Origin of the sequence: Streptomyces sp. NPDC094143 (assembly GCF_040303825.1) — a bacterium.
Lineage (GTDB): Bacteria > Actinomycetota > Actinomycetes > Streptomycetales > Streptomycetaceae > Streptomyces.
Window position 1 is genome coordinate 147940 of record NZ_JBEOTZ010000005.1, and the last position, 24179, is coordinate 172118.

General features: G+C 72.3%; 24 protein-coding genes. 8 read left to right on the forward strand and 16 right to left on the reverse strand.

Annotated features, from left to right (window positions below):
* Positions 1-47 precede the first annotated feature (47 nt).
* Complete coding sequence (locus ABTZ58_RS08755; protein WP_351352234.1) at positions 48-407, forward strand: STAS domain-containing protein; 360 nt, start codon at positions 48-50, stop codon at positions 405-407.
* A gap of 91 nt (positions 408-498) precedes the next feature.
* Here ABTZ58_RS08755 and ABTZ58_RS08760 read toward each other — a convergent pair whose 3' ends face one another.
* A complete protein-coding gene (locus tag ABTZ58_RS08760) occupies positions 499-1410 on the reverse strand; it encodes a hypothetical protein (RefSeq protein ID WP_351352237.1) in 912 nt (303 codons plus the stop codon).
* 587 nt (positions 1411-1997) lie between these two features.
* Here ABTZ58_RS08760 and ABTZ58_RS08765 point away from each other — a divergent pair.
* Positions 1998-2201: a cold-shock protein gene (locus tag ABTZ58_RS08765; protein ID WP_351352239.1), complete on the forward strand. Its 204-nt coding sequence runs from the start codon at positions 1998-2000 to the stop codon at positions 2199-2201.
* Between the two features lie 96 nt (positions 2202-2297).
* Here ABTZ58_RS08765 and ABTZ58_RS08770 read toward each other — a convergent pair whose 3' ends face one another.
* From ABTZ58_RS08770 to ABTZ58_RS08790, 5 genes are all read right to left on the reverse strand, one after another.
* On the reverse strand, positions 2298-2651 hold the full coding sequence (locus tag ABTZ58_RS08770) for a MerR family transcriptional regulator (RefSeq protein WP_351352242.1): 354 nt from the start codon (positions 2649-2651) through the stop codon (positions 2298-2300).
* Between the two features lie 21 nt (positions 2652-2672).
* Complete coding sequence (locus tag ABTZ58_RS08775) at positions 2673-3611, reverse strand: aldo/keto reductase (RefSeq protein ID WP_351352245.1); 939 nt, start codon at positions 3609-3611, stop codon at positions 2673-2675.
* Positions 3612-3759: 148 nt separating this feature from the next.
* Positions 3760-5268 carry a DUF4246 domain-containing protein gene (locus tag ABTZ58_RS08780; protein ID WP_351352248.1) on the reverse strand — a complete coding sequence of 503 codons (1509 nt, stop codon included), beginning with the start codon at positions 5266-5268 and terminating at the stop codon, positions 3760-3762.
* Positions 5269-5411: 143 nt separating this feature from the next.
* A complete protein-coding gene (gene fxsT / locus ABTZ58_RS08785; protein WP_351352251.1) occupies positions 5412-7436 on the reverse strand; it encodes an FxSxx-COOH system tetratricopeptide repeat protein in 2025 nt (674 codons plus the stop codon).
* 114 nt (positions 7437-7550) lie between these two features.
* Positions 7551-8033, reverse strand: a complete 483-nt coding sequence (locus ABTZ58_RS08790) for a GNAT family N-acetyltransferase (protein ID WP_351352719.1) — start codon at positions 8031-8033, stop codon at positions 7551-7553.
* Between the two features lie 275 nt (positions 8034-8308).
* On the opposite strand from ABTZ58_RS08790, the gene ABTZ58_RS08795 reads away from it, so the two are divergent.
* From ABTZ58_RS08795 to ABTZ58_RS08805, 3 genes are all read left to right on the forward strand, one after another.
* Positions 8309-9181 carry an MEDS domain-containing protein gene (locus ABTZ58_RS08795; protein ID WP_351352254.1) on the forward strand — a complete coding sequence of 291 codons (873 nt, stop codon included), beginning with the start codon at positions 8309-8311 and terminating at the stop codon, positions 9179-9181.
* Entirely contained in the window at positions 9181-10134 is a 954-nt protein-coding gene (locus ABTZ58_RS08800; protein ID WP_351352257.1) for an anti-sigma factor RsbA family regulatory protein, read from the forward strand. Before ABTZ58_RS08795 ends, ABTZ58_RS08800 begins: the two co-directional genes overlap by 1 nt.
* A 187-nt stretch (positions 10135-10321) precedes the next feature.
* On the forward strand, positions 10322-10786 hold the full coding sequence (locus tag ABTZ58_RS08805; RefSeq protein WP_351352722.1) for an SPW repeat protein: 465 nt from the start codon (positions 10322-10324) through the stop codon (positions 10784-10786).
* Positions 10787-11171: 385 nt separating this feature from the next.
* Here ABTZ58_RS08805 and ABTZ58_RS08815 read toward each other — a convergent pair whose 3' ends face one another.
* On the reverse strand, positions 11172-11873 hold the full coding sequence (locus ABTZ58_RS08815) for an SDR family oxidoreductase (protein ID WP_351352260.1): 702 nt from the start codon (positions 11871-11873) through the stop codon (positions 11172-11174).
* Positions 11874-12100: 227 nt separating this feature from the next.
* On the opposite strand from ABTZ58_RS08815, the gene ABTZ58_RS08820 reads away from it, so the two are divergent.
* Entirely contained in the window at positions 12101-12670 is a 570-nt protein-coding gene (locus tag ABTZ58_RS08820; RefSeq protein WP_351352263.1) for a TetR/AcrR family transcriptional regulator, read from the forward strand.
* 73 nt (positions 12671-12743) lie between these two features.
* Here ABTZ58_RS08820 and ABTZ58_RS08825 read toward each other — a convergent pair whose 3' ends face one another.
* A complete protein-coding gene (locus ABTZ58_RS08825; RefSeq protein ID WP_351352266.1) occupies positions 12744-12950 on the reverse strand; it encodes a hypothetical protein in 207 nt (68 codons plus the stop codon).
* A 9-nt stretch (positions 12951-12959) separates the two neighbouring features.
* On the opposite strand from ABTZ58_RS08825, the gene ABTZ58_RS08830 reads away from it, so the two are divergent.
* Both ABTZ58_RS08830 and ABTZ58_RS08835 read left to right on the forward strand, forming a co-directional pair.
* A complete protein-coding gene (locus ABTZ58_RS08830) occupies positions 12960-13409 on the forward strand; it encodes a VOC family protein (protein ID WP_351352269.1) in 450 nt (149 codons plus the stop codon).
* A 104-nt stretch (positions 13410-13513) separates the two neighbouring features.
* On the forward strand, positions 13514-14752 hold the full coding sequence (locus ABTZ58_RS08835; protein ID WP_351352272.1) for an ATP-grasp domain-containing protein: 1239 nt from the start codon (positions 13514-13516) through the stop codon (positions 14750-14752).
* Between the two features lie 37 nt (positions 14753-14789).
* On the opposite strand, the gene ABTZ58_RS08840 is transcribed toward ABTZ58_RS08835, so the two are convergent.
* The 8 genes from ABTZ58_RS08840 to ABTZ58_RS08875 form a co-directional block, all read right to left on the reverse strand.
* The gene (locus ABTZ58_RS08840; protein ID WP_351352275.1) at positions 14790-16061 is read right to left on the reverse strand and encodes an MFS transporter; all 1272 of its coding nucleotides are present in this window, start codon (positions 16059-16061) and stop codon (positions 14790-14792) included.
* Positions 16062-16156: 95 nt separating this feature from the next.
* Positions 16157-17410 (reverse strand): ATP-grasp domain-containing protein, encoded by a 1254-nt coding sequence (locus tag ABTZ58_RS08845; protein ID WP_351352278.1) that lies wholly within the window; start codon positions 17408-17410, stop codon positions 16157-16159.
* Positions 17403-18665: an ATP-grasp domain-containing protein gene (locus tag ABTZ58_RS08850; protein WP_351352281.1), complete on the reverse strand. Its 1263-nt coding sequence runs from the start codon at positions 18663-18665 to the stop codon at positions 17403-17405. The genes ABTZ58_RS08845 and ABTZ58_RS08850 overlap by 8 nt, the downstream gene beginning before the upstream one ends.
* The gene (locus ABTZ58_RS08855; protein ID WP_351352284.1) at positions 18662-19942 is read right to left on the reverse strand and encodes an aminotransferase family protein; all 1281 of its coding nucleotides are present in this window, start codon (positions 19940-19942) and stop codon (positions 18662-18664) included. The genes ABTZ58_RS08850 and ABTZ58_RS08855 overlap by 4 nt, the downstream gene beginning before the upstream one ends.
* Positions 19936-21480, reverse strand: coding sequence for an amino acid adenylation domain-containing protein (locus tag ABTZ58_RS08860; RefSeq protein WP_351352286.1), 1545 nt, complete (start codon positions 21478-21480; stop codon positions 19936-19938). Before ABTZ58_RS08860 ends, ABTZ58_RS08855 begins: the two co-directional genes overlap by 7 nt.
* Positions 21473-22654, reverse strand: a complete 1182-nt coding sequence (locus ABTZ58_RS08865) for an acyl-CoA dehydrogenase family protein (RefSeq protein WP_351352289.1) — start codon at positions 22652-22654, stop codon at positions 21473-21475. The genes ABTZ58_RS08860 and ABTZ58_RS08865 overlap by 8 nt, the downstream gene beginning before the upstream one ends.
* The gene (locus ABTZ58_RS08870; protein WP_351352292.1) at positions 22651-22917 is read right to left on the reverse strand and encodes a phosphopantetheine-binding protein; all 267 of its coding nucleotides are present in this window, start codon (positions 22915-22917) and stop codon (positions 22651-22653) included. Before ABTZ58_RS08870 ends, ABTZ58_RS08865 begins: the two co-directional genes overlap by 4 nt.
* Before the next feature lie 18 nt (positions 22918-22935).
* The gene (locus ABTZ58_RS08875) at positions 22936-24177 is read right to left on the reverse strand and encodes a pyridoxal phosphate-dependent aminotransferase (protein ID WP_502996040.1); all 1242 of its coding nucleotides are present in this window, start codon (positions 24175-24177) and stop codon (positions 22936-22938) included.
* Between the last annotated feature and the right edge of the window lie 2 nt (positions 24178-24179).

Sequence of the window (24179 nt, forward strand, 5' to 3'; positions counted from 1 at the left end):
CGTCACCCGACGCACCCGTCGACGAGCCCTCGCCCTCGCCAGGAGTGATGACCACCGTGTCCGACGCGCTCGACATGACCGTCCAGCACATCGACGACCGCACCGCGGTCGTCGCCGTCCTGGGAGATGTGGACCTGCACACGGCCGTCTCGTTGCGCGCGTACGTCTCGGCGCTCCTGGCCGAGGGAATCCGGCACCTGGTGCTGGACCTGTCGGAAGCGCAGTACATCGATTCGACCGGCCTGAGCACCTTCATCAGACTCCTGCACGCGGCCCAGAGGAACGGAGGTTCCCTCCACCTCGCCGCCGTGCCCGAACGACTGGAACGCATGGTGACCATGACCGGCATCGCCCAACTGCTCCCGGTCCACCCGACGGTCGACGAGGCGCTGACGACCGGCCCGTGACGTTCGGCCGGGGCCGTCGGCAACGCGGCCCGGGCCTGCTTCCGGAACGGAGCAGGCCCGGGCGTTGCTGCTGAGGCCGTGCGCCGGGGGGTCAGACCCGGGTGAGGCGGACCGCCACCGTCTCGCCGGCCGTCACCGGCTGGTCGTAGTCCGGGTCCGTCGCCGTCGCGCGGCCCTCGACCTCGACGTCCCCCTTCTGGAAGGGGACCGCGCCGGTGGGTACGGCCGTGCCGGTCCAGGCGACCGGGGAGCCCGGGGTGCAGGACACCGACGTGGAGAAGGAACCGCGGATGAGGTCCCGCTTCTTCACCTGCGTGACGTCGCCCGCCACGGTCACCTGCACCGGCTTGTTGCAGCTCACCGTGCCGTGCACGGTGGCCTTGCCGTTGAGGGAGCTCGCGGTGCCGTCCAGGGCGATGTCGAGGCCGAGACCGAGTTCGGCCGGCGGGGCCGGATTCTCGATGTGGACCTCGCCGCGCGCCGCGGGAGCGGCTCCCTCGCAGTGCTGCTCGAACGTGGCGTCGAGCTTCTGCACGTAGCCCTGGGGGCCGAACTCCACGGCGGAGATGGTGAAGGTGCCGGTGAGCCGGTTGCAGCCGCGGCCGCTGCCGCTGAGGTCCAGCCCCGGCTCGGTCGGCTCGTTGAAGGGGTGGCGGGTGGCGCCGGTGTAGGTACCCGGTGCGAGGACCTTGCCGGACGGCGCCGCGAGGTCCAGGGACCACCAGTCGCCGTCCGCCCCGTCGACCCAGAGGCGGACCGCGTTGTGGGCGTTGTCGGCGGAGATGTTCATGCGGTCCTGGGACGCCGTGGAGTAGGCGTAGGACCGGCCTCCGCTGATGTAGTCGCCCTCGTCGCCGCTGAAGCTGAAGGAGCCCTCGGTGACCGGCAGGGCGTGCGCCTCGGCGCCGGAGAGCAGGCCGGTGGTGCCGGTGGCCATGGCCAGCGCCAGCGCGAGGGTGGCGGTGGCACGGGCCAGGACGCGTCCGGGCAGGTTGAGGTTCAAGGATGTTCCCCCTGATGAGATGAGACAGGCCCCGTCGGCCGACGCGCAGCCTCCGCAGCGTGGTCGCACGCCAGTTCGCGTGTTCCGTCGGCGAGGCGAGTCTGCCAACCGATGGGGCGGACGACAACTGTGTTTCAGGTGGGATGAGTTGATGTTCCGGCCACGCCCTCGGCAGGACGGCACGGGTGGGCTCGCCGCCCTGTGGTGCGTGCCGCCCCGGGGCGGCCGCTGGCGGAGGGGGTGGGGCTGATGGAGCCCGTGGAGTACGGCGTGACCACCGGCCGTCCGAAGCGGCGCTGGTCCGGTTGGCCTAGCGGCATGCGACCGTCCCGCGCCGGCCGGCCCGCGAGATCGCCGCCGCCGCCCGGGCGGAATTCCCGACGTACGCCGACCACGTCGGGGGCCCTGTGCCGTCAGGGGGGACTCCCGTACGGATCACCTTTCCGCGTGAGAGATCAAAATCAGGGGGTCGCAGTCGGATAATCGGCGGCCAGGGGGGTAGAACGGTCTGCGGGTGTCCTCCGGTGACGGGCGACCCCACCCACAGACCAGCCGGGACCCCTCGGCAATAGAGAAGGACAAGCAGCATGGCCAGCGGCACCGTTAAGTGGTTCAACGCCGAAAAGGGCTTCGGGTTCATCGCCCAGGACGGCGGTGGCCCCGACGTCTTCGCCCACTACTCCAACATCGCCGGGAACGGCTACCGGGAACTGGTCGAGGGCGAAGCGGTCACCTTCGACGTGACCCAGGGCCAGAAGGGTCCCCAGGCAGAGAACATCGTGCGCGGCTGACGAGGCCGTTCGCGTCACCCGTTCCAGGGCGAGGGGCCCGGCATGAGCCGGGCCCCTCGCCGCGTCGGCGGCCGGCGCCCCGGTCCACTCGGGTCGTCACGCTCCGCCGTAGTAGGCGATCTTGTCGTCGAGGACCTTCATGGCCCGGTGCAGCGCCGCGACCTTCTCCTCCAGGACCGTACGCCGCTCGCGCAGGAACGCCACCCGGTCCTGGGAGGAGTGCTCGGCGCGCAGGATGGCGACGAAGCCGCGCAGGTCCGCGATGCCGAGTCCCGCCTCGCGGAAGCACGTCACCAGGCCGATCCAGAAGAGGTCGTCCTCTGTGTACTGCCTGCGCCCGCCGGCCGTGCGCCGTATCGGGCCGATGAGCCCTTCGCGCTCGTAGTAGCGCAGCGTGTCGATGGAGACGCCGGTGCGGTCGGCCGCCGCCGCCGGGGTGAGGGTGGTCATGGAACTCCTTCGTCACCGCCGCTATCGCGCTTGAGCGAACCGCGCGACATGCTCTTCCCCGAGCCGCACACCGCGCGCGGCCAGTGCCTCCTCGATCTGCTCCACCCGGCTCGCACCGACGATGGGGGCGATGCCCTGCCGCGTCAGCCAGGCGAGGACGACCTGGTTCGGTGTGGCCGAGAGCTCGGCCGCGACCTCCTCCAGGACCGCGAGCACCCGGGTGGTCCCGGGGTGATCATAGGTGTCCGGCAGCGGCTTTTCCGCACGCACGTACGAACCCCACATCAGTGAGCTGTAGGACCACACGGACAGCCCCTCCGACCGCGCGAGGTCGAGATCCTCGGCGGTGAGCATCCGGTGGCCTGCCTCCGCGAGCGGGGTGAGCGGACGCGGCTGAACCAGCGAGTGGCGCAACTGCAGGGCCGACCACGGCTCCACGCCCTGCTCCCGCGCGAGAGCCCGGGCACGCTCGACACGCCAGGCGGCATGGTTGGCAGCCCCGACCCGCAGTGCCGTTCCCTTGGTGACCAGCTCACCGAAGGCACCGACCGTCTCCTCGAGCGGCACGGTACGGTCCTCGGCGTGGGCCCACAGCAGGTCCACGTGATCGACGCCGAGCCGGCCCAGGCTCTCCTCCACACCGGCGTGGACGGCGCGGGCGGACAGGCCTTCGGCGCTCTCCGGCCAGGAGTGCGGCACCAGCGGGTTGTGCCGGACCTTGGTCGCGATCCGCACCCTGCCGCGCATGCCCGGTCGGGCCCGCAGCCAGGCGCCGATGAGGCGCTCGCTCGCGCCACCGGTGCCCCTGGGGTCACTCCAGAAGGAGTAGCAGTTGGCGGTGTCCAGCCAGACACCGCCGGAGGCGACGAAGGAGTCGAGGATCGCGAAGGCACGGTCGGGCCCGACGCGCGTGCCGAAGTCCATGGTCCCCAGGACGATGTGGGATTCGGTGGTGTTCATGGCCTCCATGCTCGGATCTGGAGCGCGCTCCAGGTCAAGAGCCGTGGAGGGGACACCCGCTGACGTGTGCCGAGCCTTGTCACGGCGGCAGCCCCGGACCGGGAGGCCTGAGCCGCCCGGCCCGGCATCGAGCGCTGTTCACCGGGGTTCAGTGCTCGCAGAGGGAGAACTCCCGCTCGTAGAGCAGCTCGTTGTGTTCGTCGACGAAGAACTTGCGCTCTTGCATGAGTTGTTCGCGGTACTCCTTGGCCTGTTCGAGCGTCATGGTCGAGGTATCCGACCAGGGTTGTTGCGGCGGCACATCGGAGGTCGAGACGATCCTCTCCGACGGGTCGACCAGGAAGAACGCGAGGATCTTGCGGTGTCCCGGGCGGGTGGGGTCCGCGAGGCGGAACGAGCCGACACGGTGTTGCAGGATGTTCGGGAATGCCAGGCAGCGGCCCGCCGGGGTCGATGCCGATCCCAGCACCTGGTTCAGGGCGTCTTCGTCCTCCAGGCCGTAGACCTCGCGCAGACCGTTGTCGTCGTTCTGCTCGTAGTTCGGGTCGTCGAGCGCCGCCCGGAAACTCAGCCGGCTCTCGGTGATGTTCTCGCTGTCCCAGTAGTAGATGCCGGTCGAGACGATCCGCTCGTTCAGCATCCCCTCGACATGCCAGGAACCGCCGGGGTACTCGGGCATGTCCGGGGTGAGGTGAATGGTGGCGAGCTTGACGATGACCTGGAGACGGCGGCCGCGCAGATCGACTCGGGCCGATGCGTCGGGCAGCCCGGGCGGGGTGAAGGCCGGGGCGTCCGGAACGACCGGGCGGCGGTTCTCCCACCAGTCGTTATACGCCTCTTCGCACGCGCGGACTGCTTCCGCGTAGGCCGTCTCATCGCTGTAGGAGGACTTGGCCGGGTACTCGGGCTCCGACTCGTACCATCCGTAAGGATCAGCCTCGATCCGCAGGGGCCGTGGATGACGCAGATCGGTGAGCACGTTCTCCAGCAGCGGGCGCATGCGGGCGAACACCTCCGGCAGGACGGCCGCCAGTTCGCGATGCTTCTCGGGGTGGACGTTGTTGACGTACGAGCGGAAGGCGACATCGCCGTCGGCACGCACGTCGACGTCCGTGGGAAGCCACTGGAACTTCTCCGAGAACTCGTACTTCGAATAGCGGCTCGTAGGGTTCCGCCACGTCTCCTCGGGCGCGCCGCTCACCTCTCTCACCAGGCAGAACAGTGAGGGATGAACCAGGTCCAGCACCTGGCCTTCGGATCCGGGGTGCCAGTCCCGCTCCGCGTCCGGGACCTGTTCCAGAACCTGAACCGCCGCGCGCAGCCGCTCTCTGAGCTGCTCGTCGACCAGCGTGTCCGACTGCCACACCCCGTCGACGGCGGACACCTCGACACCGGTCCGCGCGTCCCGCAGCGCGGCGTAGTGCGTGAGTTCGTCGAGCACGTAACGGATCTGCGCTTGGGTGAGGCCCTGGGCGACCGCTTCGCGTGTCCACCTCGCGACGATGGCGGGGTCGTTCATCTTGTCGAACCACCCCGGCTTCGCCCGGATGTGGGCACTGCACTGCATCATCTGAAGCTCGCGCAGCGTTCGTGGTGGCGCCAAAGATATGGAACGGGCGGCGTGAAACGGCAAGGGGAAAGCTGACGAGCTGGTCAATGCGCCTGATCTTCCTGGTCGTTGTGCGGTGGCGGGAAGGATACGTCAGCCGACTGACACCGGAGCCGGACGTCTGACCTGTTGCCGACCCAGGCCCGAGTCCGAGCCGCCGCTCCTCTTGGCCCGCTCCCCGGCGCGGGCGGTCATCGGCTCAGGCTGTCCGCCAGAGCCAGGGCCTCCTCCGTCTTGGGGTGGGTCGCGCCGAGTTGACCGCGCAGGATGTCCGCGCCCCGACGGGCGGGTTCCCGTGCGGACGGGTCGTGCAGCGCGTGCAGGACCCTGGCCTCGAACAGCAGGGCGTAGCCGATGTACAGGTGGTCCGGCGGATAGTGGGCCTCACGGATCCGCAGCGCCCGCCGGATGTGCGGCAGGGCTGTCGCCGGATCTCCCAGGTCGTGGTGGACGGTCGCCAGGGCGATCAGGTCGAAGCTCACGTAAGGGTCGTCCGGCCCGTGCGCGGCCTCGTCGATCCGCAGCGCCCGCTCGGCCAGGGGCAGTGCCGCCCGATGCTCGCCGAGCATGCACAGCGTCCTGGCGAGCGTCGCCAGGTCCGTTGCGATGGCCGGGCTCCCGGCGGGCAGGCAGGACTCGTGCACCCGCAGCGCCCGCTCGGCCAGGGGGCGTGCCGTCTGCGGCGCGCCGAGGTCCCGGTGGATCTGTGCCAGGGTGATCAGGTCGAAGCCGACCTCTGCGTCCCGGCCGTCGAGTGCCTCGTCGAGTGCGAGGGCGCGCTCGCACAGGGGCAGCGCCACCGTGCGGTCGCCGATCGCGAGGAGGAACTCGGAGGCCAGCCGCAGCAGTGAGGCCGTCGCCGGCGCGTACGGGAGGGGCGGGTCGTCCTTGGTGACGGCCAGCACGTGGGGGAGCAGCCGGTGCCAGCGCGGCCGGGCGTGCGCGTCACCGTGGACGTCGTTGGGCGCGGCCTCCAGCAGCGCACGGCTCAGCCGGGCCCGGCCCGTCGTGAGCGCCTCGGGCGTCATCGTGGCCCGGACGGCCGCCTGCACCAGCCGGTGCAGCACCAGGGCGGAGTCCTCGCGCCGCGCCAGGCCGAGGCCGGCCAGCGCACCGACCGTCGTGTCCCACGCCAGCGGGTCCCTCGCCGCCGCGACCAACGGCTCCGGGCCGTCGGTGAAGAGGGTGAGCGGGATGGGCTCCGGGGCCAGCAGGGCGCACAGCCGCAACAGCTGCACGGCTGCGGGGTGTTGTTCCTCCAGCCTGCGCACACTCAACTGCCACAGGGTCGCGACGACCACCGCCGGCCGGCCGGCCGGTTCGCCCCGCGCGATCATGTCTTCCAAGCGCGTCGTCAGCAGCGCCGCATACGCGTCGGGGGCCGTCTGGTTGAAGTTCATGTAGCCGGCGGCCTGCTCCAGCGCCAGCGGCAGGTCGCCCAGTTGCTCCGCGATCCGGTCCGCCGTACCGGCGTCCGTGCCGGGCACTCGCCGCATGAGCAGGTCGACGGACTCCTTCCGCGTGAACACCTCCAGATCCAGGACATCGGCCACGCCCGACCAGGTGTTCAGCCTCGTCGTGACGAGGACGTGGCCGTTCCTCGCCAGGTCGCCCGACGGCAGGGCGTGCAGCAGCGTTCCCGGTTTCTCGGCGTTGTCGAAGATGATCAACCACGGCCGGTGGTCCCGCAGCGTGGTGTACACCCCTGACACGACCTGCCCCGAGCCCGCGTCCACCAGGCCCAACTCGCGGGCCAGCGCGGCGAACTGCGAGGCCAGCAGGTCGGGTTCCTCCGCGTCGACGAACGCGACGAACCGGTACTTCGACAGGTAGCGGTACGCGTACTCGACCGCGAGCTGTGTCTTGCCCACGCCGCCCAGCCCGTGCACGGCCACCGTCGTGACCTCACCCGCCGAGGCGAGCTGCCGGCGCAGCGCCTGCAGCGCGGTGGCGCGGCCGGTGAAGCGGGTGTTGCGCGGCGGCAGTCGGTACGTCGTCGGGGCGGCCGGGCGGTGGTGCGGTCGGTCACCGCGCGACTCGGGCCGCAGTCCCAGCCAGGCGAGCGGAACCAGCAGCAGGAGCACCACCCAGGGGTGGAGGCGCACGAAGTCCAGTGGTCCTGGCCAACGGCTCTGCCCGGAGGCGGCGTTGAAGGCGAGACTGCCGACGAACAACACCAGCAGACCAGCCACCGGGCCGACCAGCCTGCGCCACATGGGCTTCCTCCCGGTCGCGACGACGACGGCCGACGTGATCGTAACCGAGGACCGGCCTGTCGATGCCGCGGTGCCTGGAGTTCCCGTGACCGGTGCCCGAGGGCGGGTCAGCGGCTACGGGATCACGATCTCCAGCTCGGGCCGGTCCCAGGCCACGGCGGGCGGGTTCGCGGGGACGGTCCCGGTGGGCACCGCGCCCACGCTGCGGTAGAAACCCTCGGCCGGGGGATGCGACACCACCCGGACACGATCCAGCCGCGCCGCGCGCGCCTCGGCCTTCATGTGCTCGACGAGCAGTCGGCCGATGCCGCGGCCCTGCAGCCCGTCCTCGACGAAGAGCAGGTCCAGCTCCGGCGGTACGAGGACCAGCGAGTAGAAACCGAGCACCCGGCCCGCGGACCCGGCGGTGCCGACAGCCACGAAGACGCGGTGCGTCTCGATGTAGTCGGGCCCCACCCGGTAGTCCGAGACCATCGACGCGTACTGGCCTTCATAGGCGCGCGAGCCGCGCACGAGTCGCGTGAGCCGCTTGGCGTCCCGGGCTGCAGCCCGCCGTATGACGATCTCGCCAGACGGGGGCGTAATGCTTGAGTGCATGGAGGGCATATTACGCAACCTGAGGTCGACCTGGACCAGCTCGTCGACGACTGCCGCGACATGCGGTTGGTCGGACATCCGAAGAGCACACTGCCGGTGTCCGATCTTGCTCCATCCCCGGCTCCACCCGTCCAGGCCCGGGCGTGCCGGTCCGCTGGGCGGGACGGGACGGATCGGCGCCGTCACCGGCGGGCGCCTCGGCCTGTAGTGTGCTTGTCCGACACGGTGCGTCCTTTCGGGCGCACCCGGTCGGACAGAGAGGCGGAGTGGTTCCGATGGACGACGCATCCGCCTCCGTGGGCGCAGAAGCGGCAGGGGACAGGCATTCGAGTGTGGTGTTCTCCACCGACGCCGAGTGGGCCGACCACGTGGTCGCCTTCGTCCGGACCGGGCTGCGGCGCGGCGAACAGGTGCAGTACTTCGCCGACACCACCGACCCCGGTCTCGTGATGCGCACCCTCGCCGACCGCGGTGTCGACGCCGACTCCGCCGTGCGCCGGGGTCAGCTGGCGGTGACGACCGCCGCCGAGACCTATCTGGCCGGAGCCGCGTTCGATCCGGACGCGATGGTGGGGTTGTGGCACGAAGCCGTCGCAGCGGCCACCGCACGCGGACACGCGGGTATGCGGGCCATCGGCGAGATGTCCTGGGGAGCCCGCGACGTGGTCGGTGGCGAACGGATGCTCGAATACGAGTTGCGGATCCACCACGAGGTCTTCGACCGTCTGCCCTTGACCGCATGGTGCTTCTACGACCGGCGGCTGCTGCCCCACGATCTCCTCGACGTGCTGGCGGGGGCACATGTGACACAGCTCGGCACGCACGGAAGCCCGGACCGGAAGCCCGGTATGGCGGTCGTTCCCCTGGCCGACCGCCCCGGCCTGCGGCTCGCCGGATCGGCCGGGTACGAGAACCGCCACGTCACCGCCTCCGCAGCGGCCGCTCTCGCCCGGACCCCGGCGCAGCGCGTGACCCTGGACCTGACAGATCTCGACCACCTCGACGCCGCGGCGCTGACCGACCTCGCCCACGCGGCGATACGACGGCCCACCGACGCGCCCGTACAGGTCCTCGGGGCGCCCCTCGCGCTGACGCGCATCCTGGAGCTCTTCCCCGAGCTCGGCAGAGGTCTGGAGATGGCCGGCTGATGACGACTCTGACACGGCCGTCGCCAGGCCGGGACCACGACGCGGTCTTCCACCACCCCGCCGTCTTCTACTCCACGCAGGAGGAGTACCTGGACGGCGTCGGGGAGTTCATCCGTGCCGACGCCTCCCGGGGCCGTCCGGTGCTGGTGGCCGTGCCCGGCGAGCGTCTGAGCCTGCTGCAGGAGGCGCTCGGCGCCGATCACCCGCGGATCACCTGGGTCGACATGCGCCAGGCCGGCCGCAACCCCGGACGGATCCTGTCGATGCTGCAGGACTTCGCCGACCGCAACCGCACCGGACGCCCGTCCATCGTGGGCGAGCCGATCTGGGTGGGGCGCACCGCCGAGGAGGCCCGGGAGGCCACCCGGCACGAGGCATTGATCAACCTCGCCTTCGCCCGCCGCGATGCCACGATCCTGTGCCCGTACGAGACCGCGCTGCCCGAGCCGGTGCTGGCCCAGGCCGGCCGCACCCATCCCGTCATCGCCGGTTCCGGCGGCTATCGACCGAGCCCGGCGCACGCGGACCCGCACGAGGTCTGCCGGGACTGTGACACCCCCTTGCCCGAACCCGCGGACGCCACTGTTCTCCACTTCGGGGAGCAGGAGCTCGCGAGTGTCCGGGACGCCGCGCGGCAGTGGGCGGAGACGGCGGGCCTGTCGCCTCGCCGCGGCACCGACTGGCTGCTCGCCGTCAGCGAGGCGACGAGCAACTCCGTCCGTCACGGTGGTGGCAAGGGCACCCTGCGGCTCTGGCGTGGCGCGCGGTCGGTGATCGCCGAGATCCGTGACCGCGGCCGGATGGCCGATCCGCTGATCGGACGGCAGCGCCCCGATCCCTTCTCGGCGGCCGGCGGCCGAGGCGTGTGGATGATGCACCAGCTCTGCGACCTGGTGGAGATGCGCATGCTCACCACCGGTCTCACCGTGCGCCTGCACATGACGGTGGACTGACCGGCCCGTCGCGTCAGATCGGGCGCCCGCCGATGGCACACTGCCGGCCATTGCGCGCCACACCAGCCTCGCCTGTTCGGTGACAAATGGTGCTGTTGTCGGTTTTATCCTCCTTTTACGGGTACGCGGGGGCATGTCAAGGAACATCTCGCTGCTGGAGGCGGCCGTGAGCTACAACCAACCCACCATGGAGTCCCACCCCGACATCCTCGAGATGCGTGCCCGGCACGAGCGGGCGGCGACCACGCCGCGCGCGCAGGCGATTGAGGCCCTGGGTGTGATCACCGGACTGTATCTGGCGGCCTCGCCCTGGATAGCGGGCTTCAACGGGTTCTCGACCCTGGCCGTGACCAACCTGATCGTGGGCCTCTCCTACGCGCTGCTGATGGGCGGTTTCGGGCACGCCTTCGAGCGCACGCACAGCATGGCCTGGGCCGCCGCGGCACTCGGGGCGTGGACGATCGTCGCGCCGTGGGTGGTGGCGGGGGAGGTGGACACGACCCGCACCATCACCAACAACGTGATCGTGGGTGTGATCGCCTGTCTGCTGGCTCTCGCGGCAGCCGCCGGCGCGAACATGCCCTCCGGCCGCCGTTCACGCGGCGGCGCCTCCGGCTACGGCAGCCACGACACAGGCCCCACCGAGCGGTAACGGACCGACCGCGCGCGGGCGTGAGTCCCGCAACGGCTCCGGCCCGCCTCCCCCGCGTCGACCGCGTCGGCGCGGGGGTTCGCACGCCTGGGCGCCGACGGGAGTCGTTGGCTGCTCGGACAGGGTCTCGCGGAGGGCGGGTCGCGGCTTCACGCCGGCGATCACGGGGCCCGCTCCCGGCGCGCGGACACCGTGCTCGGCCCGGGTGCGTACGGTGTGCCGCAGGACCGCGGGTGATCCGCTGCCCGCCTTGAGGTGGCGGAGCGTTCCCTCACGGCTGTGGCTCCCGGGCGCGGGGCGATGGTGCGGCTGGTGGTCCCCGGGACGTGCGTCGTGGGACGTGGCTCCCGGCTGGGCATCTCACCGTCTCCGTGCCCTGCCGGTCCTACCGGGCCAGCTGGGCGTACAGCCCGGTCAGGTCGCCTGCCAGGCCCGCTTTGACCTGGCGCGAGACGTCGTCGGCGAGCACCTCGTACGCGCCCGTCTCGACGCCGTCGAGGGCGAGCGCGGCGACGTCGCGGGGGTCGGACTTGGGCGCGTCGACGTCCGCCGCCAGGTCCGTGTCCACGTAACCCACGTGCAGTCCGGTGACGGCGATGCCGCGCGGCTGCAACTCCAGGCGCAGGGAGTTGGTCTGCGACCACAGGGCGGCCTTGGAGGCGCTGTAGGAGCCGCCGAGGGCCAGCCAGGAGAGCACGGAGTGCACATTGAGGATGTGGCCGCCGCCGTTGGATTCGATGACCGGCACGAAGGCGCGGGTGACGAGCAGCGGGCCGTAGAAGTTGGTCTCGAACTCCCCGCGCACGTCGTCCACGGGGGAGTCGAGGAAGGAGGCGCTGACCGCGGCACCGGCGTTGTTGATCAGCACGGTGACGTCGTCCGCCCGCGCGGCGGCCGCCGCGACGGAGGCCGGGTCGGTGGCCTCCAGGGCCACGGGGACGGCACCGGGGTGCGTCACCGAGCGCGGGTCACGGGCCGTGGCGTAGACCTTGGCGGCTCCACGCGCGTACAGCTCTTCCACCAGCGCCTTGCCGATGCCCCGGCTGCCGCCGGTGACGAAGACGTTGGCGCCCTTGAGAGCGGTCATGACTGCCTCCACAGGGTGAGAAACCGATCGGTTTCCAATCACGGTAAACCGATCGGTTTCCGGAACGCAAGCACTGAGAGGGCCCGGCGTCCGTCGGGCCCTGAACCGTGGGTAACGCCTCGGGGAGGCGGCGGTCCCGGCGGGCCGAAAGCCCGGGACTCCGCCGGGCGCGCCCCCCTGGAAACCGATCAGTTTTCATTCGGCCGGAATCGCGTTAGCCTCGCGGTATGACCACCGATGCGAGACCGAGCCCCCGGGAGCGGCTGCTGGAGGCGGCGGCCACACTCACCTACCGAGAGGGCGTCGGCATCGGCGTCGAGGCGCTGTGCAAGGCGGCGGGGGTGTCGAAGCGCTCCATGTACCAGCTGTTCGAGAGCAAGGACGAACTGCTCGCGGCGAGTCTGGAGCGGCGCACGTCCGTCTACGTGGACGCACTCCTGCCCGCGGCGGACGACGACCGTTCCCCCCGGGAGCGGATCCTGCACGTCTTCGAGCAGGTGGAAGCGCAGTCGGGCGCGCCCGAGTTCCACGGCTGTCCCTTCCTGGCCGCGCAGATCGAGCTCAAGGACCGGAGCCACCCCGCGAGCCGCGTCGCCCATCAGGTCAAGGAGCACCTGACCGCCTTCTTCCGGGCCGAGGCCGAACAGGGCGGGGCGAGCGATCCCGCTCTGCTGGCCCGGCAGCTCAGCCTGGTCTTCGACGGCGCCAGCGCCCGTGCCGGCATCGGAGCCGACAGACTGCCCGGGCTCGTCGCGCCCACGGTGATCACCCTGCTCGACGCGGCAGGCATGCGCTGACGCCTCCGCCGCCATGGTCCTCGGCGGACACCCGCGACGGCCTCCCCGGCGTCTACGGCCCTGGCCCCGGCGATCAGGGCCGTAGGGCGCCGTGCGCACCGACGACACCGAGCCACGCCGGACAGCCGCTCAGTGCGGCGGTGCAGAGGCTCAGGTCGGGCACGGTCCGGTGCGACACGGGCGGCTCCGGGGACTGGTAGGTCAGCTTCAGCAGGCCGGCCTCGGGGTGTCGCAGCTGTTCCCCCGAGTGGACCGTTCGGGACCGGGTCAGGACGGGCACCTGGAGTCCATGACCGACGACGCAAGCCGCCTCCGGCTGGTGCAGACCGTGATCGACAGCACCGACGCCCGCAAACTCGCCGAGTTCTACCGGTCCCTGCTGGGCCTCGCCTACGCGGAAGGGGACGAGCCGCCCCCGGCCGGCCGGCCCGACGAGCACGGCAGGGACTGGCTCGTCCTGCGCACTCCCGGCGGCGGTCCGCAGCTCGCCTTCCAGCAGGTGGAGCGTCTGCGCGAACCGGACTGGCCCGACGGCCCGGTGCCGCAGCAGATGCACCTCGACCTGAGCGTCGCCTCGTTGGAGGAACTGCGCAACCAGCACGAGCGCGTGCTCACCCTCGGCGGGCGCCTGCTCAGCAACCGGGATCGGCCGGATCCCGACGACGAGGAGCGCTTCCGCGTCTACCGGGACCCCGAGGGCCACCCGTTCTGCATCTTCGTCGCCGAGCGAGACACCTAGCCGGAGGGCGCAGGTAAGGACGGCGGCGGGCGGCCTTCGCGGGCACAAGGCGGCAGGGCCCGCCGCCGGGGACTCGCCCGGCGGCGCACGGGTAACCGGTGCCCATGACGATGGGACACCTGCTCGTGATCACGCCCGGCATCCGCGCATACCGCGAGTACCTGCTGCGGTCGATCAGCCGCGACTTCCGCGTCCACCTCGTGCTGGCCGAACCGCCCACGTGGGAACGGGCGTACCTCGCCGGCCACACCGTGGTCGCCGGTCTGGCCGACGTCGACGGCCTCGTGCGGGTCGCCCGGACGGTCGACGCCGGGCAGGCGCTGGACGGCGTCATCTGCTGGGACGAGACCTGGATCGAGCAGACCGCGCACGTGGCCGCCGCGTTGGGCCTGCCGGGAGGGGACCCGCGGTGCGTGGAGCGCTGCCGGGACAAGTACCGCACCCGTGCGGCCCTCGACGCCGGCGGGGTGCCCCAGCCGCGCTCGGTGCTCGTCTCCGGGCGCGAGGAGGCCCTCGCGGCGGCCGGGGACATCGGCTACCCGGTCGTCGTCAAGCCGCGGGCCCTGGCCGGGAGCTTCGGCGTGGTACGGGCCGACTCACCGGCCGGCCTGGAGGAGGCCGTAGCGTTCACGGACGCCAGCGGCGAGTGGGCGCCCGACCTTCCGACGCACGAACGGAACATCCTGGTCGAGGAGTTCGCCCGGGGACCGGAGATCAGCGTCGACAGCGTGGTCCACCGGGGCACGGTGACCCCGGTCTGCCTCGCCCGCAAGGAGGTCGGCTTCGAGCCGTACTTCGAGGAGACCGGGCACGTCGTCGACCCGGACGACCCGCTGAAGTCCGACCCGACGCTGGCGGACGTGGTCGCGCGTACGCACGCCGCGCTGGACATCAGCGACGGAGTGACCCACACGGAGATCAGGCTGACGCCGACCGGGCCGAAGGTCATCGAGGTCAACGCCCGGATCGGCGGGGGCATGATCCCCCTGCTGAACCTCATGGGCGGCGGCCCGGACCTCGCGCTCGCCGCGGCCGACGTCGCGTGCGGCAGGCCGCCCAGGCTGCGGGCGGCCTCCGGAGACCGCCGGGTCGCCGCCATCCGCTTCTACTACCCGCCCGAGGACGACTCCGTCATCGCGGACGTCCGCTTCGACAAGCCGGGGCTGCCGGAGCAGGTGGTGCGCTGCGGCCCGCTGGCGGCGGCGGGGGAGGTCAAGTCGCCCCCGCCCCGGGGACTGATGGACGGCCGGGTCGCCTACGCGATCGCCCTGGCCGCCGACGCGGACACCTGCCGTGCCGCGCTGGACAAGGCGGGGCACGCCCTGCGGGTGGACGTGGCCTGAGACCGCCCACGCCCTGCCCGGCCGCCGGGCCCCGGGGTCAGGGGGTGCCGGTCGGTGCGGTGGCCCGGGCCTCCTCGGGGGGCACGGGCCTGATGCTGTCCAGGGTGCGGACCTTGCGCAGCGGGGACAAGATCAGGAAGAGACTGGTGCTCAGCAGCCCCACCGTTCCCACCACCAGCGCCCCGCGCAGCCCCAGATGGGTGCCCAGCCACCCGCCGAGCAGCGAGCCGACCGGTTTCATGCCCAGGGCGACGAAGAGGTAGGCGGCGTTGGTGCGTCCCAGCAGCCGCTCCGGGGTCACCGTCTGGCGGATCGTCATGGTGTGCACGTTGCAGGCGGTGATGCCGAAGCCCTGCACGAAGAAGGCGACGGCCATGAGGGGAGCCGCCCAGGTGCCGCGGTGTGCGGCCGGCAGCAGCAGCGGGGCCAGGTCGCCGATCACCGCGGCGATCACCAGCGTGCGGCCCAGACCCACCCGGTGCGCGAGACGGTCGGTGAACGCCGCGCCGAGCAGTGCGCCCACGGCGCCGACGGACAGCACCAGGCCCAGCGTCCCCGGGCTCATGTCGAGCTCCTTCACCGCGAACAGGGTGAGGATCGTCAGGACGATCTGCCAGCACAGGTTGTAACTGGCGGCCTCGCCGAGGGTGGCCCGCAGGTAAGGGCTGGAGAAGGTGAAGCGGAAACCCTCGGTCACCTGGGACCGTAACGGCGCGGGGTCGACGCGGACGGGCTTCTCGCGCTTGCGCACGGCCGAGACGCCCAGCGCGGAGGCGAGGTACGAGACCGCGTCCACGAGCAGGGCGAACGGCGCGCCCACCACCTGCACCAGCGCGCCGCCCAGCCCCGGGCCGCCGATCTCCGCCACCGACTCGCTCGCGGTGAGGCGGGAGTTGGCACCGGTCAGGTGTTCCGGCGGCACGATCGCCGGCAGGTACGAGCGGTAGGCGATGGTGAAGAACACCCGGGCGGTCCCGGCCGCGCAGGCCAGCGCCAGCAGCCGGCCGAACGTCAGCAGGTCCAGCGCCGCCAGCAGGGGGATGGCGCCGATCGACACCGCCTGCCCCAGGCTGGAGAGGATCAGCACGCCGCGCCGCTGCCACCGGTCGACCAGGACGCCGACGGGCAGACCGAGGACGACGTACGGGGCGAACGTCAGCGCGCCCAGCAGCCCCAGCTGTGCGGGGTTGGCGTCGAGGGTGAGAACCGCGGTCAGCGGCATGGCCAGCTGGTACACCTGGGTTCCGACCAGCGAGGCGGTCTCGCCCGCCCAGACGAAGTTGAAGTCCCTGCGCCAGCCTTCGGCCACGATGCTCCCTAGGTCTCGGTCCTGTCGCCGGTGCCGTTCGGCACCGGCGCCGCCGCCCCCGGCAGGACAGGTTGCGGGAACGGCGGTGAGACTTCTCAGTGCCCCGGTTCCACGTCGTAAAAGCCGAAGCCGTCCAGATAGCAGACAGTGGCGAAATCCTGCAGGAGGACGGAGCGGTCCGGGTGGATCAGACCCACCGTGACCGGTTCGCTCTCGTCGTCGATCGTGCGTACCAGGCGTTCTCCGGGCTTGAACCGCTGGGTGACGCCCCGGCAGCTCTCCAGCTCCTCGATCAGGCCGATGTGCGGATAGCCTCGCAGGACGCCCTCGTACGGCGAGGCGAAGAAGGCCATCGCGCCGTGGTTCTCCACGGCGTACGGGGCGTCGATCTCCTCGAGGAACAGCTCCGGGTCGGCGTACGCCTGCACGGTCCGGTCGATCTGCGACTCGCCGGTCAGCAGGACCGCGTACCGGGCCACGTTCGCTCCGCACAGCCGCGCACCGGCCTCGACCAGGCGCGGCCCCGCACCGGTGAGCATGACCTCCAGGTGCACCGGCCCCCAGCGGATGCCGAGGGCGTCGAGGACGCGGTAGGAGTACTCGGTGACGGCGTGCCCGTCCGCGTCGTCGCTCGGCACCGAGGTCATGCCGTTGATCCGGTCGGGCATGCCGTTGACCGTGATCTTCTGGTAGCGCCAGACGTCCGTGACCCGGTGCCGGCCCCGGCAGCTGACGGTGTTCACCACGAACTCCTCGCCCCGGAGGTACTCCTGGGCGACCACGCCCTCGTTGGGGACGTCGAAGACGCTGTCCCGGGACATGATCCGGTGGTACGCGGCGACCGACTGCTCGGGGGTGTCGCAGAACGACACCCCGTCGTTGCGGGCGCTGCGCACCGGCTTCACCACGATCCGGCCGCCCGTGGAGCGGTGCCACGCTGCCAACTGCCGCGGTGAGTCGACACGTTCCTGACGGGTGGCCGGCACTCCGGCCGCCCTGAGCGTCTCGATCTGGACGTACTTGTCGCGGCGGGCCTCGCTCAGCGCGGTTCCGTTGCCGGGCAGACCCAGGGCCTCGTTGAGCCGGTCGGTGAACTCCACCCCCAGCTCGCTGCCCACCACGACGGCCTCCGGGCCGGCCTTCGCCAGCCGCTCGACCATGTGCTCGAACGTGCCGTCGTGGACGAGGTTGTCCCGGTAGCCGGACAGGTCCGCCGGTCCGTAGGAGGGCGGGACCTGGGGTGTGGACTGGACACGGACGCAGTCGAGCCCGGCCTCGCGGAACGCCTGGCCCACCTTGTTGACGGCGCCGTAGGGATCGACGAGGGCGATCGTGCGTGGCTCAGCCATGGTGTCCACGCTCCACTTCGTAGAACCCGTGTCCGTCGAGGTAGCAGACGGTCTGGAAGTCCTTCTCGACGATCGCGGCCTCGGCGTGCGCCAGACCGATCGTGAGGGGCTCGGTACCGTCGTCGACCGTGCGGCGCAGCTGCTGTCCGGGGGTGACCCGCAGCGCCATGCCCTGGTAGCTGTCGAGGCGTTCCACCTCGCCGAGCAGCGGGTACGACCGGAGGCGGCCCTCCAGCGGGGAGGCGAGGAACGCCATCGCGGCGTGCCCGTCCGCGCGGTAGGGCGTGTCGACGTCGGCGAGGAAGCCCTCCGGGTCCGTGTACGCCTGCACCGTGCGGTCGATCTGCGACTCACCGGTGACGAGGACGGCGTACCGGGCCACGTCCGCGCCGCACAGGCGGGCGCCGAGCTCCACCAGGCGGGGGCCGCCGGAGGTCATGATGATCTCCAGATGGGCCGGGCCGTGGGCGATGCCGAGGGCGTCGAGCACCGAGAAGGCGTAGTCGCGCAGCCGGCTCCAGCGCGGGTCCGACGGCGGCAGCGAGAGGATGCCGTTGATGCGGTCCCGGACGCCGTTGACGTCGATCTTCTGGTAGCGCCAGGTGTCGGTGACGCGGTGGCGTCCGTCCCGGCTGACGGTGTTGACGACGAACTCGGTGCCGGTCAGGTACTCCTGCGCCACCACCCCCTCGTTGCGCAGGCCGAAGTCGTTGACGGCACCGCGGATCCGCTCGTAGGCGGCGACGGACTCGGCCGGGCTGTCGCAGACGCTCACCCCGTCGTTGCGGGCGCTGCGGACCGGTTTGACCACGACCCGCCCGCCCAGCCGCGTGTGCCAGGCCCGGAGTTGCGCGGCGTCCTCGACCGTCAGCTGACGTGCCGTGGGCAGGCCGGCCGCCGCCACGGTACGCGTCTGCACGTCCTTGGTGCGCCGGGCGTGGCTGAGCGCGGTGCCGTTGCCCGGCAGGCCGGTGGCCTCGCACAGGGCGTCGGCGAGTTCGACGCCCTGCTCGGCTCCGGCGATCACGGCGACCGTCCGGTAGCCGGCCAGCCGCGCGGCGGTCGCCTCGACGTCGCCGGTGTGCACGAGGTTGTCGGCGTACAGGCCGAGGTCCAGTTCGCTGCGGTAGTGGGCGGGGATGTCGACGGTGCTCTGCACCCGCACGCAGTCGTGCCCGGCGGCGTCGAACGCCTTCGCCAGCCGGGCGGCCGACCCGAAGCCGTCGACGACCGCGACCGCGGGACGCCCGGTCACGAGAGGTGCCCGACGACGGTGCGCAGCGCGGCTGTCAGCCGTTCCACCAGCTCGTCGGCCTCCTCCTCGCCCAGCACGAGCGGAGGCATCAGCACGAGCGTGTTGTTGGTGCTGGTCAGCAGCAGACCGGCGGCCTTGCAGGCGGCGCGCACCCGCGCCATCTCGCTCGCACCCAACCGGCCCGACTCCCGGCGCAGTTCGACGCCGATCATCAGCCCTTCGCCGCGCACCTCGTGGATCAGCGGGAGTTCCTCGGCCGCCGCGCGCAGCCGCCGGCGGATCTCCGCCCCGGTCGTTTGCACCCGCTCCAGCAGCGTGCCGTCGGCCAGTTCGTCCAGCACGGCCAGGCCGGCGGCCATGGCGGCGGGATGGCCGTCGGCGGTGCAGCCGTGCGGGAAGACGTACTCCGGACGGGAGACCGCCTCGTCGAAGACGGCGTCCGAGCAGACCAGGGCGGCCAGCGGGAAGTAGCCGGAGGTGATGCCCTTGCCCAGCACCAGCATGTCGGGCAGGACGCCCTGCGCGGCCATCACCGACATCGCGCCCGTCCGGCCGAACCCCGTGGTGACCTCGTCGGCGATGAGGTGGATGCCGTGCCGGTCGCACAGGTCCCGGATCCGGGCGAGGGCGCCCTCGGGGGCGGGTACGACGTCGGTGCCCATGATCGGCTCCACGATCACGGCGGTGACGTTCTCCGGCCCGCGCCGCTCGACGGCCCGTTCCAGCGCGTCCACGTCCCAGGGCCGGACGTGGTGCACCTCGGGGGCGAGCGGGGCCTGCAGCGCGTGCATCTGCCGCTCGCCGGTCAGCGCGCCGGCCAGGCCCCCGGTGCCGTGGTAGCCGTTGGTGAAGGCGAGGACCTTGACGCGCTGCGTCTCGCCGCGCACCTTGCGCACGAACCGCGACATGAGCACCGCGGCGCTGGTCATCTGGGAGCCGGTGCTGCCGAAACGCACGTGGTTGAGGGGGGCGGGCAGTTCGGCGACCAGCCGGCGGGCATAGCGCAGGGAGACCTCGGCGGGCTCCTCGTAGCGGATGATCTGGGCCACCGGCAGCCGGCGGAGCTGCTCGGTGACGGCGTCCACGATCCGTTCGCAGCTGTAGCCGAGGGTCGTGTTCCACATCGCCGCCCGGGCGTCCAGGTACCAGGTGCCCGTGGCGTCCTGGAGGCGGCAGCCCTTGCCGTGCACGACGGCGGTGTCGTCGAACCCGCCGTCCCCAACGGTCTGCGGCGTGAGGGAGTTGTGCCAGAGTGCGTCGTGGTCGTTCCTCAGCATGCCAGCGTCTCCAGCTTCTTGCGGTCGAGCTTGCCGTTGTCGTTGAGGGGGAAGCGGTCCACCCGCAGGAACCGGCCGGGGACCATGTAGGCCGGCAGCCGGGCCGCCACCCATCCGGCCAGTTCCGCCACCGGCACCGAGGCGCCCACGTAGAGGGCCCTGAGGTCGGTGCCGTCGAAGAGGACGGCGGCGTCCTCGACGCCGGGGTGGCTGCCGAGGGCCGCCTCGACCTCCCCCAGCTCCACGCGGTAGCCGTGGACCTGGACCTGGGCGTCCAGCCGGCCGAGGTGGGTCAGCACCCCGTCCTCCTCCACGACCCGGTCACCGGTGCGGTACCACAGCCGTGCCGCCGGGGCGTCGTGCGTGTCGTGGACGCGGGCGCCGGCGCCGGGCTCCCAGTGGAGGAAGCGGCCCGCGTTGTTCTCCGGGTCCAGGTAACCCGCGAAGCGCTGCACGCCGCGTACGCACAGCTCGCCCTCGGCCGCGGGACTGCCCGTCCCGTCCAGGACGACGTGCTCCAGGTGCGGCAGGCGGTGGCCGATCGGGACGGAGGCGTTGCGGGTGCTCGGCCAGTCGGCCGGATCAGGGGGCAGTCGGTAGGCGGTGCAGGTGACGGTGAGTTCGGTGGGGCCGTACAGGTTCTCGATGACCGCCCGCGGTGCCGCCCGGTGCCAGGCGGCCGCCTGCTTGAGGGTCAGCTGTTCCCCCGCGAACAGACCCCACCGCAGGTCGGGGAGGCACCCGGCCGGCAACCTGCGCATGCGCGCGGCCAGCGAGACCACCGACGGCACGGAGAACCAGTGCGTGAGCCGGTTCGCCCGGGCGAAGGCGGCCGGGTCGGCCAGGTCCTCCCGCTGCGGCACGACCAGGGTGGCGCCGCCGGCCCACGTCACGAACATGTCGAACACGGACGGGTCGAAGGTCAGGTCGAAGGTCTGGCTCAGCCGGTCGCCCGGGGCGACCTCGTAGCGCTCCACCTGGTGGGCGATGTAGGGGAGCACGTTGCCGTGCGCGATGGGCAGGCCCTTGGGGACACCCGTCGAGCCCGACGTGAAGAGGATGTACGCGGGGGCCTCGCCGGCCGGCGGTGTCGCGGCCGGGTCACCCGGCCCGGCCGTGGTCCCGCCGGGCGCCGCCGGGACGTGGTGCCCCGACGGCGTGCCGTCCGCCGCCGCCAGGGCGAGCGGGACGGCGCTCTCGCGCATCAGGTCCCGCAGCGCGACGTCGGTGAGGACGGTCCGCAGGCCGGCCCGGGCGGCGATCGCGGCGTTGCGCTGCGCGGGGAAGATCGGGTTGAGCGGCACCACGGTCGCCCCGGCGCGCAGGACGGCCAGGTATCCGGCGTACGCCAGGGGCGAGCGGGAGGCCAGCAGTCCGACGCGCGCTCCCGGCGGGAGCGGGCCGAGGTGGGCCGCCAGGCGGTCGGCGGCCCGCGCCAGCTCCCCGTAGGTGAGGGTCGCTCCGGCCACGCACAGGGCGGGCCGCTCCGCGTGCCGCCGTGCGCTTGCGGAGAACAGGCCGAACAGCGAGTCAGACATGGCGGACCTCCCGGTCCATCAGGGTCAGCACGCCGTCCGCCGCGTGCAGTCGGTCGTTGCTGTAGTTCAACGGGGCGGATCGCAGGTCGCGCAGCGTCCGCTCCAGGCCGGTCGGCGAGTCCCGCAGGTAGCCGTGTCGCATGCCCATCAGGTCCGTCAACTCCGCTGCCGCCGCCGGGCACAGCTCCGACGCGGTCAGCTTCACCGCGTTGACGAGGAGCTGCACCGGCGCGCTCGTGGTGTCCTCGGCGGAGGCGAGGACCGACGCGGCGTGCGTGATCAGCGCGTGGACGGTGTCCAGGCGCTGGCGCACCCGCGACAGGCGGGCGAGCAGCAGGGGGGAGTCCAGGTCGTAGTGGCGCCGCTCGGCCCGCAGCAGCGTCACCACGCGCTGCAGCGCGCCGTCGGCGGCGCCCTGCCAGCACGCCGCCCAGCCGAGGTGGGCCAGCGGGGCGAAGGTGCGCACCGCGATGTCCCGGAACGCCCCGTGCTCACCGACGACCTGGTCGCGGGGGATGTCGCCGGCCAGGTGCAGGGGCGCGCTGTGGGTCGCGCGCATGCCCATCGGGTTCCACTCGCCCCGTACCGTGACCGTGAGCTGGTCGCGCTCGGCGTAGACCAGCGACAGCCGGGACGGGGACGTGGCGTCCGGGGCCAGGGCGGTGATGAGGAACGCGTCGGCGTGGCTGCCTCCGGTCACCACGGGGGCGAAGCGGTCCACGTGGACGGTGGAGTCGTCGCCGGCCGCCAGCCGGGACCCTGAGGACAGCAGGTGCCCGCCGGTGCCGGCCTCGGTGGTCACCGAGGCCAGGTAGAGCTCGCCGCGGACGATGCGGGGCAGCAGCCGTTCCCGGAGGGGGCCGCCGTCCCGGACGACGGCGGCCACCTGCTGGCAGTGCATGGTGAAGATCATGCCGACCGACATACAGGTGCGGGACAGACGGCTGCTGACGGCCAGCAGGTCGGCCAGGTCACCGCCGGGACCACCGTCCTCGGCGGGCACCAGGAGCCCGAGGAGTCCGGTGCGGCGCATCGCCTCCAGCGCCTCGGCGGGAAATCGCGCCTCGCGGTCGCAGGCCTCGACGTGCCGCGCGGCCTCCGCCTCGACCTCGGACACGGCACGTTCGAGGTCGGCGGGCCGCCACGCCGTGCGGGGGAGGTCGGTGACGGTCATCCGGGCACCCCGCTGGTGCTCAGGGTCCGCTCGAAGAGGGCGATGAGCGTGTCCAGGCGGCTGAGGTTGTCCGGGGTGAGTTCGCTCGCCTCGACCTCGGTGTCGAGTTCCTCCTCGACCCGCTCGACGATCTCCACGATGCGGAAGGAGCTGAACGTGGGCAGGCCGGTCAGCGTGGTGGTGCCGTGCAGGTCGGCCTCGTCGACGCCGAGGACCTCGGCGGTGATGCCGGTGACGACCGCGCGGACGTCGGGTGTCTCCATGGTGTCTCCCGGGTGGGGTCAGGCGCCGAGTTTGGCGAGGCCTTCTGCGACGCGGATGAGGGCGTCGGCGACGTGTGGCAGGGCGAGCGGGTCGGGGGCCGCGAGGGCGGCCTCCTGCTCCTCGTCGGTGTCGCCGTAGAGCATGCTGGTGGCGGCCTTGAAGCGCAGGGCGCCGGGATCGTCGCCGAGGTGGTGTCCCGCGAGGACGGCCAGGCCGTGCTCGTCCAGCAGGTGGCGGGCCAGCGCCGCCGATCCGGTCACCCCGCGCTGCGCCAGCGCCTCGCGCCGCGGCTCGAAGTCGGGGTAGACGTAGAACGCCCCGGTGGGCGGCCGGCAGGTGGCCCCGGCGGCGATCGCCGCGGCGTGCACGGAGCGGGCCACGGCTCCGTGCAGCCGTGCGCTCGCCGCCAGCCGCTGCCAAATCTCGGGCGGGTCGCCGAAGGCGTACGCGGCGACCTGCTGCATCGGGCCCGCCAGCGTGGACCACAGGTCGCTGGCCACGGCGACCAGCCGGTCGCGCAGGTCGCGTCCCCAGGCGCCGGGGGGCACGCGCAGACCGCCGATGCGCCAGCCGCCGAGCGCCAGGGACTTGGACAGCCCGGTGGTCACCACCGTGCGGCCGGGGGCCACTTCGGCGGGGCTGAGGAAGGGGGCGCCCGGCCGGTGCATGACGTCGCGGTAGATCTCGTCCGAGACGACGACCAGATCCTCCGCCTCGGCGATCCGGCACACCCGCTCGACCAGCCCGGCGCCGGCGAGCGTGCCGGTCGGGTTGTCGGGGAGCGTGAGCACGACGATGCGCGGGTCGCCCCCCGTCCGCCGGGCCCGCTCGATGGTCTCCGGCAGGACGTCCGGGTCGGGGATGCCGCCGCACGCCGCGGGGATCGGGACGCCGTACACCTTCTTCCCGGCCATGCGGGCCTGCGGCTCGTAGGAGTTCCAGCTGGGACGCGGCAGGAGCACGTCCCCGGGCAGGACCAGGTTCAGTGCCATGAGCAGGGGTTTGCTGCCGGGGCCGAGCAGGACGTCGCGCGGGCCGGTGGGCAGGCCGCGGCGCTCGAAGTAGCCGGCGAGCGAGGCGAGGGCGTCGGGCGCTCCGGCCACGGGCCCGTAGGCGTTGCGGTGGGCGCCGGCGCGCAGTTGCTCCACCAGGGGGGCGAAGGCGGGCAGCCGGGACTCGCCGAAGCCGAGGTGGACGACGGACCGGCCCTGGGCCCGCAGCCGCGCGACCTCTTCGTTGAGGGCGAGGTTGGGCGACATCG